This window comes from Burkholderia sp. Ac-20384, from assembly GCF_017104605.1.
Lineage (GTDB): Bacteria > Pseudomonadota > Gammaproteobacteria > Burkholderiales > Burkholderiaceae > Burkholderia > Burkholderia lata.
Map to the genome: position 1 here is coordinate 1 of NZ_JAAGPE010000410.1, position 6,656 is coordinate 6,656.

At 68.0% G+C, this 6,656-nt stretch carries 7 protein-coding genes and 1 riboswitch; of the genes, 2 read left to right on the forward strand and 5 right to left on the reverse strand.

Annotated features, from left to right (window positions below; translation table 11 throughout):
* Positions 1–224: 224 nt before the first annotated feature.
* Both G3O00_RS38525 and ribB read left to right on the forward strand, forming a co-directional pair.
* On the forward strand, positions 225–926 hold the full coding sequence (locus tag G3O00_RS38525) for an XRE family transcriptional regulator (protein ID WP_011353124.1): 702 nt from the start codon (positions 225–227) through the stop codon (positions 924–926).
* A gap of 194 nt (positions 927–1,120) precedes the next feature.
* Positions 1,121–1,269, forward strand: a riboswitch (FMN riboswitch).
* 118 nt (positions 1,270–1,387) lie between these two features.
* Positions 1,388–2,098: a 3,4-dihydroxy-2-butanone-4-phosphate synthase gene (gene ribB / locus G3O00_RS38530; protein ID WP_011353122.1), complete on the forward strand. Its 711-nt coding sequence runs from the start codon at positions 1,388–1,390 to the stop codon at positions 2,096–2,098.
* 98 nt (positions 2,099–2,196) lie between these two features.
* On the opposite strand, the gene G3O00_RS38535 is transcribed toward ribB, so the two are convergent.
* The 5 genes from G3O00_RS38535 to G3O00_RS38555 form a co-directional block, all read right to left on the reverse strand.
* Positions 2,197–2,883 (reverse strand): HAD family hydrolase, encoded by a 687-nt coding sequence (locus tag G3O00_RS38535; RefSeq protein WP_174930690.1) that lies wholly within the window; start codon positions 2,881–2,883, stop codon positions 2,197–2,199.
* A gap of 192 nt (positions 2,884–3,075) precedes the next feature.
* Positions 3,076–4,062 carry an inositol 2-dehydrogenase gene (gene iolG / locus G3O00_RS38540; protein WP_206146138.1) on the reverse strand — a complete coding sequence of 329 codons (987 nt, stop codon included), beginning with the start codon at positions 4,060–4,062 and terminating at the stop codon, positions 3,076–3,078.
* A 71-nt stretch (positions 4,063–4,133) separates the two neighbouring features.
* The gene (locus tag G3O00_RS38545; protein WP_206146139.1) at positions 4,134–4,961 is read right to left on the reverse strand and encodes a TIM barrel protein; all 828 of its coding nucleotides are present in this window, start codon (positions 4,959–4,961) and stop codon (positions 4,134–4,136) included.
* A gap of 40 nt (positions 4,962–5,001) precedes the next feature.
* The gene (locus tag G3O00_RS38550) at positions 5,002–6,024 is read right to left on the reverse strand and encodes a xylose isomerase (RefSeq protein WP_206146140.1); all 1,023 of its coding nucleotides are present in this window, start codon (positions 6,022–6,024) and stop codon (positions 5,002–5,004) included.
* Positions 6,025–6,180: 156 nt separating this feature from the next.
* Positions 6,181–6,656 (reverse strand): substrate-binding domain-containing protein (locus G3O00_RS38555; RefSeq protein ID WP_206146141.1); only part of this gene is annotated, 476 nt, incomplete at its 5' end.

Consider the following 6,656-nt stretch of genomic DNA (forward strand, 5'->3'; position numbering starts at 1 on the left):
AATGAGCGATGCAATGAGCGGCGCTCGTGCGACGCGATAGCGGCAGGAAAAGGTTCGCGAGAAACGCATTCCTCCGCGATGCTGATAACGGTGTGAAGATAACTTCGTTTGCCGGCGCAAGGCCGGGTGATAGCGTCTCGATACGCGCCGTTGCTGGCGCAACCCGATTCCGATCCCGGCTTACCCCATACGCAGGGCTGCACAAGCGGCCCGGAGGCAATGCTATGTCTTCATCCCTGGCGCTCGTGCGCGACGTGTCTTCCTTCGAGTCCGGCAACGCCGCCGATGCGCGGGCGTCCGCGTCGCTCGACGTTCTCGAACAGGTCGTTGGCGTGAACCTCGCGCGGTTGCGCGCCGAGCGGCAACTGTCGCTCGATGCGCTCGCACGGCTGTCCGGCGTGTCGCGTGCGATGCTCGCGCAGATCGAGTCGGCGCGCAGCGTGCCGTCGATCAAGGTGCTCTGCAAGATCGCCGCGGCGCTGAAGGTCTCGGTCGCCGCATTCCTGCGCCGCCATGCGGTGAATGGCTTCGAGCATCTGGCGGCCGAGCGCGCGTCGCGGGTCGTCAGCTCGAACGGCCGCTTCTCGGCGCGCGCGCTGTACCCGGAAGGCGAGCCGGCCGCGGCCGAATTCCACGAGCTGCGGATCGCGCCGCTGCATACGGAGCCCGGCGCCCGCCGCGCACCCGGCACGACGGTCAACCTCGTCGTCAGCGAGGGCACGCTCGAAGTCAGCGTGCATGAGCGCCGCCAGTTGCTTGCCACCGGCGATGCGATCGTGTTCGATGCTGACCAGCCGTACAGCCTGCGCAACCCGGGCGACAGCGAAGCGCGTGCGTTTCGCGTGACGGTGAGCCCCGAGGTGCCGCCGCGCTGGCTGGTGCCCGATGCGGCGCACGCAGCACATGCCGCGCACGCGGCCGGCTGATCGCGCAACGCAGGTCGCACGGAAGCGGGCTGCGTTCGCGTCGCTCGGGCGCGATCGCAGGTCGCTCGTCGGCCGTTTGGACGATGCCGTTAGACGGAGTCGTCAGTAAGGTTTTAGAGGGTGTTCGCTGCGCCGCGCGCGCAGCTGTTGTATGCTTGGCCCGCCGCAGATGGGGTTGCTCCATCCGGCAATCAGTGCGTCTTCAGGGCGGGGCGAAATTCCCCACCGGCGGTAGGCTGGCGTAAGCCGGCGAGCCCGCGAGCGCCCGCGCATCCGCGCGGGGTCAGCAGATCTGGTCGAATGCCAGAGCCGACGGTCATAGTCCGGATGAGAGAAGATGTGCAGATAGTCATGTCCGTCAGGGCCGCTTTGCCGTGCGTGCGAAGCGGGTTGTCGTTCTGTCTGTTTGCAATGCCCTGAAACGTTTTTCGCCCAAATCGTATTCGCGAGGAGCGTTTCACATGTCCTTGATGTCCATTTCGTCGGCACCCGCCGACGCCTTTGCCGATCTCCCGTTGCTGGATTCCGAACCGGTGCCGCCGCGCATCGCCGCCGCGCTCGAAGCGATGCGCGCAGGCCGTGCGGTCGTGCTGCAGGACGACCACGACCGCGAGAACGAAGCCGACCTGATCGTTGCCGCCGAGCGCATCACGCCCGAGACGATGGCGCTGCTGATCCGCGAATGCAGCGGCATCGTGTGCCTGTGCCTGACCGACGACACGGTGCGTGCGCTCGAGCTGCCGCCGATGGTGCAGACCAACGAGAGCCGCAACGGCACCGCGTTCACCGTATCGATCGAGGCACGCGAGGGTGTGCATACGGGCGTATCGGCGGCCGATCGCGTGACGACGATCCGCGCGGCCATCGCAGAAGGTGCGAAGCCGCACGACATCGTGCGTCCCGGCCACGTGTTTCCGTTGCGTGCGCAACCGGGCGGCGTGCTGGCACGCCGCGGTCACACCGAAGGCACGGTCGACCTGTCGATCCTCGCGGGCCTGAAGCCGGCCGGCGTGCTGTGCGAGCTGATGAATCCGGACGGCACGATGACGCGTGGCGACGATGTCGAGCGTTTCGCGCAACAGCACGGGCTGCCGATGCTGACGATCGCGGAACTCGTCGAGTTCCGCGAGGCGCTGGCCGCCGCGCGCGAGCGCTGCTGCGAGCCGGCCTGAGGGAAAGGAAGGCGGGCGCGTTCGCGCCCGTGGCACGGCGTGCGTGAACCGGCGCACGCCGGATCGGCCCGATCAGCCTGGTCGGGCCGTCAAAAGCATCAGGACTGCACGTCGCCGAATTCGCCGCGCATGCCGGCTTCGACGAACGCCGGCAGTTCGTCCATCTTGCGCATGATTCGCGTGATGCCCATCGCGCGAAGCGCGTCCGCGTAGTTGTCGGGGATGTGGCTCGCGCCGACGAACGCGATCGTCTTCATGCCCGCCGCACGCGCGGCATTCAACCCCGACACGCTGTCCTCGACGACGATGCAGCGCTCCGGCGCGACGCCGAGCGTGTGCGCCGCATGCAGGTACACATCGGGGTAGGGCTTCGGCCGCGCTACCTGCTCGGAACTGAACACGCGCTCACCGAAGATCTCGGTGAGCGACGCACGCTTCAGCGAGCTGCGCACGCGCGCGAGCCGGCTGTTCGACACGACGGCCACCGGCAGGGTCACCTTCAGCAGCGCGTCGCGCACGCCGGAGATCGGCGCGAGCGATTGCGCCAGCGCGCTCTCGATGTTGTGCTCGATGGTCTCGATGAAGTTGGCTGGCATCTCGATCCCGAAGCGGGATTCGATTCCCGCCAGGAAGCGCGACGTCTGCTGGCCGAACGCCGACTTGGCGGCGGCTTCGAAATCGAGATTCGGGAACGTGGCGGACAGCGTGTCGAGCAGGACGCGGTCGGCGATGACTTCGCTGTCGACGAGCACGCCGTCGCAGTCGCAGATGAGGTGATCGAGCATGGTGGTGAAAAAGCGGAATGTCGGCGACGCAGATCAATTCGCCATCATACGTGCTTTCACGCCTACGCCGCGCGACGCCTCGGCAAATTTTCCCGATGCGACGGCGTGCTCGCTGCAGGCCGTCCCGGTGTGCGGCCGATCGTCCGGCGGCGGCCCGCTCGCGCGGTGTGCCGCCGCTTGCTACCGGTGACGTTACAGCTCGATTACGCGCCCCGTTTTCCATGACGTCATCGCGGCCTCGGCCAGTTCGAGCGCGGCGAGCCCGTCGTCGATCGTCGTGCGGACCGGCGTGCCGTCGCGCAGCGCGTCGACGAAGTGCGCGATCTCGGCCGCATACGCATGCCGGTAGCGATCGAGGAAGAACGGCTCCGGCACATCCGTCGCGATGCCGGCCGCGAGCCACGCGCTCACTTCGGTCGGCCGCACGTTGCCGGCCTGCAGCATCCCGTGGCTGCCGAGCAGCTCGAAACGCTGGTCGTAGCCGTAGGCCGCGCGCCGCGACGTGTTGATCTGGCACAGCAGCCCGCGCCGCGTGCGGATCGTCACGGCGGTCGAATCGATGTCGCCTGCATCGTGCACGGCCGGATCGGTCAGGCAGCTGCCGGTCGCGTGCAGCGTCTGCGCTTCGTCGCCGAGGATCCAGCGGAACACGTCGAAATCGTGGATCAGCATGTCCTTGAAGATGCCGCCGGAGCTGCGGATGTAGTCGACGGGCGGCGCGCCCGGGTCGCGGCTCGTGACGACCAGCATTTCAGGCGCACCGATCTCGCCGCGCTCGACGCGCGCCTTCAGAGCGGCGAACGTCGGGTCGAAGCGGCGCTGGAAGCCGATCATGCAGGTCACGCCGCTGCGCCGGACGACGTCCGCGCATACACGCGAGCGCTCGACGGTCAGGTCGACGGGCTTCTCGCAGAACACGGCCTTGCCCGCATTCGCCGCCGCGACGATCAGGTCGGCATGCGTGTCGGTGCTCGATGCGATCACGACCGCCGTAACCGCCGGATCGCCGAGCGCGCGTTCTACGTCGGCCACCTGCGCGCCGTGCGCGTGGGCCAGCGCTTCGGCCGACGGCGCGTGCCGGTCGACGACGTACTTCAGCTTCGCACCCGGATGGCGCGCGAGATTCGCCGCGTGGATCTTGCCGATGCGTCCCGCGCCGAACAACGCGAATTCGATCATTCCGTTCTCCTGTTGATTTCGTGGTTTTCCGCCGGCGCGTGGTTCGAGTCGACCGCACGCCGTGGCGGCAGTCATCGAGCCGCCAGCTCACCGCGCACGTAGTCGATGCTCGAACGCAGCCGGTCCTCGATGTCGTCGGCTTCGGCGATTTCGTTTGCGAACGGCTCGAACGAGAACGCGCCGCGATAGCCGCGCGCGAGCAGTTCGCGCAGTTGCCGGATATTGCCGAGCCGGTCGGCGTCGCCGACCAGCACGCGATGGCCGTCGCGCATCCGGTCGACCGGCAGGTCGTCTTCCTCGACGCCCGAGATGTGCACGAGGCCCGTCAGGTTCGGAAAGAAGATGTCCTCGCCCGACAGGTGGTGGTGAAACGTGTCGTGCACGAGCCGGAACACCTGCTCGCCCGCCGCGTCGTAGATGCCCTTCACCGCATCCGACTTGCGACGCAGCGCGCATTCCTCGAAACCGAGCGGCTCGATGAAGCCGAGCAGGCCACGCGCGTCGAGGATCGGCTTGAGCGCCTTCAGCGCCTTCACGAGGTCCGCATGGCGCTCGTCCGCGCCGCGCGTGTCGCTCCGGCTGTTGGTCGGGCACAGCACCAGCGCACGCGCGCCGCATTGCGCCGCATAGTCGGCCAGCACGGTCGCCTCGTCTGCGCGCTCGGCGTTCCATTGCTCGAAGCGCTGCAGCGCGTTGATCGTCAGGATCGTCACGCCGCCGGCTTCGGCCGTCGCGCGCACGGCGGTGGCCGGCGTGCCGTCGGCGATCTCGACGCCGTCGAGATCGTTGCGGATCTCGATCGTGTCGACGCCGAGGCGCCGGCATAGCGCGACGTAACGGTCGAACGGCAAGCGCGGTGCGCTCATCCGGTTCAGCGAAAAATGGAAGGCCTGCGTCATCGTTCTGTCCTTGGGGTTCGAGTGGGGGGCGGGGTTCGAATCAGGTGCCGGTGCGCGCGAGGTCGGCTGTCGGTGGCGCGGCGAGGGTGTGCCACGTGTCGCGCAGCCAGTGCGCGCACGCGACGTTGTTGTCGAAGATCGAATAGCGTGCGCCGCCGCCGTAGTCGGGGAACGGGATGAACTCGCAGCTGATCTGCTCGACGCGCGCCGGTTGTACGCCGGCCTGCGCGTGCAGCAACTGCCGAAGCGCGGCCTTCCACGTGTCGAGTGCCGCCGCGTGCCATGCGGCGTGATAAGCGCCCGGTGCGGGTGCGACGAACGGATACTGGATGCCGCGCCCGGGCCGGCCGTCGGCGCGGCGCATCCACGGGTTGTCCGGATTGTTCGGCATCACGCTGCGCGCATGCGCATGCCGGACCCAGCCGCGCGCGATCCAGTCGGTGTAGAGGGCGTCGGGCGATGCCGGGTCGAGCAACCGGCGGCCGTCGTCGGCCGCGTCGTGCATGCCCGATGCGTCGAGCTCGGCGCGATTGCCGATCTTGAACAACAGGTGCGAATGATCGAGCGTGATCCGGAACGGCACGCCGGCTTGTTCGACAAGCCGCGCGACACGTGCGACGCGCGTGAAACCCTCGCTCCACATGTCGACGTGCACTTCGAGGCTCGGCAGGCAGCCGGCTCGCTCGCCGCGCTCGTAGGCGCGCAGGTAGAAATCGGCGACTTCGCGGTCGGACAGCGGATGGCCGTCCGCGTGATGCGCATGCAGCTGACAGTTGAGCGCCGTGCTGCCGAAACGCGCGCCCGCGTCGACGATCTCGGCGACGTGTGCTTCATCGCGCCCCGCGCACCAGATGCCGCCGATCACGCGAATCGGCAGCGCATGACGTTCGACCAGCGTGAAATACGGCGACAGGTCTTCGCCGCGCGCCGGATTCTTTTCGACATAGTCGAATACGCCGGCGCCGGCGACCATCCGGAAGCGTTCGGCGGGCGCGGGCAACGGCAGGCCGTCGTGTTCGAGCACGCCGTCGAGGTTCACGCCGATGAGGATCGGTTCAGCCATCGTCTCCTGTCCGCCATTGTCGTGGGATTGGCTGCCCAATGTACGGATGCGGGGCGCGGGTTGCATGACAAACGTTGACGAAAAATCGCCAATGCGGCGGTCGATTTTTTCGCAACGCGGATGCGGCGCGACAGACGGTGTGCCGGGCGTTGGAATTCAGGCCGGCAGGTAGGCGCTCGTCCTCACGTTTGCCGGGCAGAACACGCGGAATTCGACGGGATCGACCGGCGGCGGCTGTTCGACGATCCCGCACGCATGCAGCACGTGCTGCAGCGCGGAAATCACCTGCCCGTCCGGATCCTGGTCGATCGCGAGATCCATCGCGCCGGCTTCGATGAAGGTGCGGTGCAGGTCGATCATCTCGTGGCCGATCCACACGACCTTGCCGGCCGCGCCGGCCTTGCGCAGCGCCGCTTCGATGCCGGCCGAGCCAGCGCCGCTGTTGTAGATCGCGACCACGTCGTCGTGGGCCTGCAGCGCCTTCGTCACCGCGCGGTAGCAGCGGTCGTCCTGGTCGAGCGTCTCGACCGGCTCGTCGTCGCAGCGGACGGCGGCGAACGCTTCGGCGAGCTGGTCGCGGCAGCCGGCCATCCGGTCCGCGTGCGCGCGGTAGCCCATGCGCCCGCCGAGCA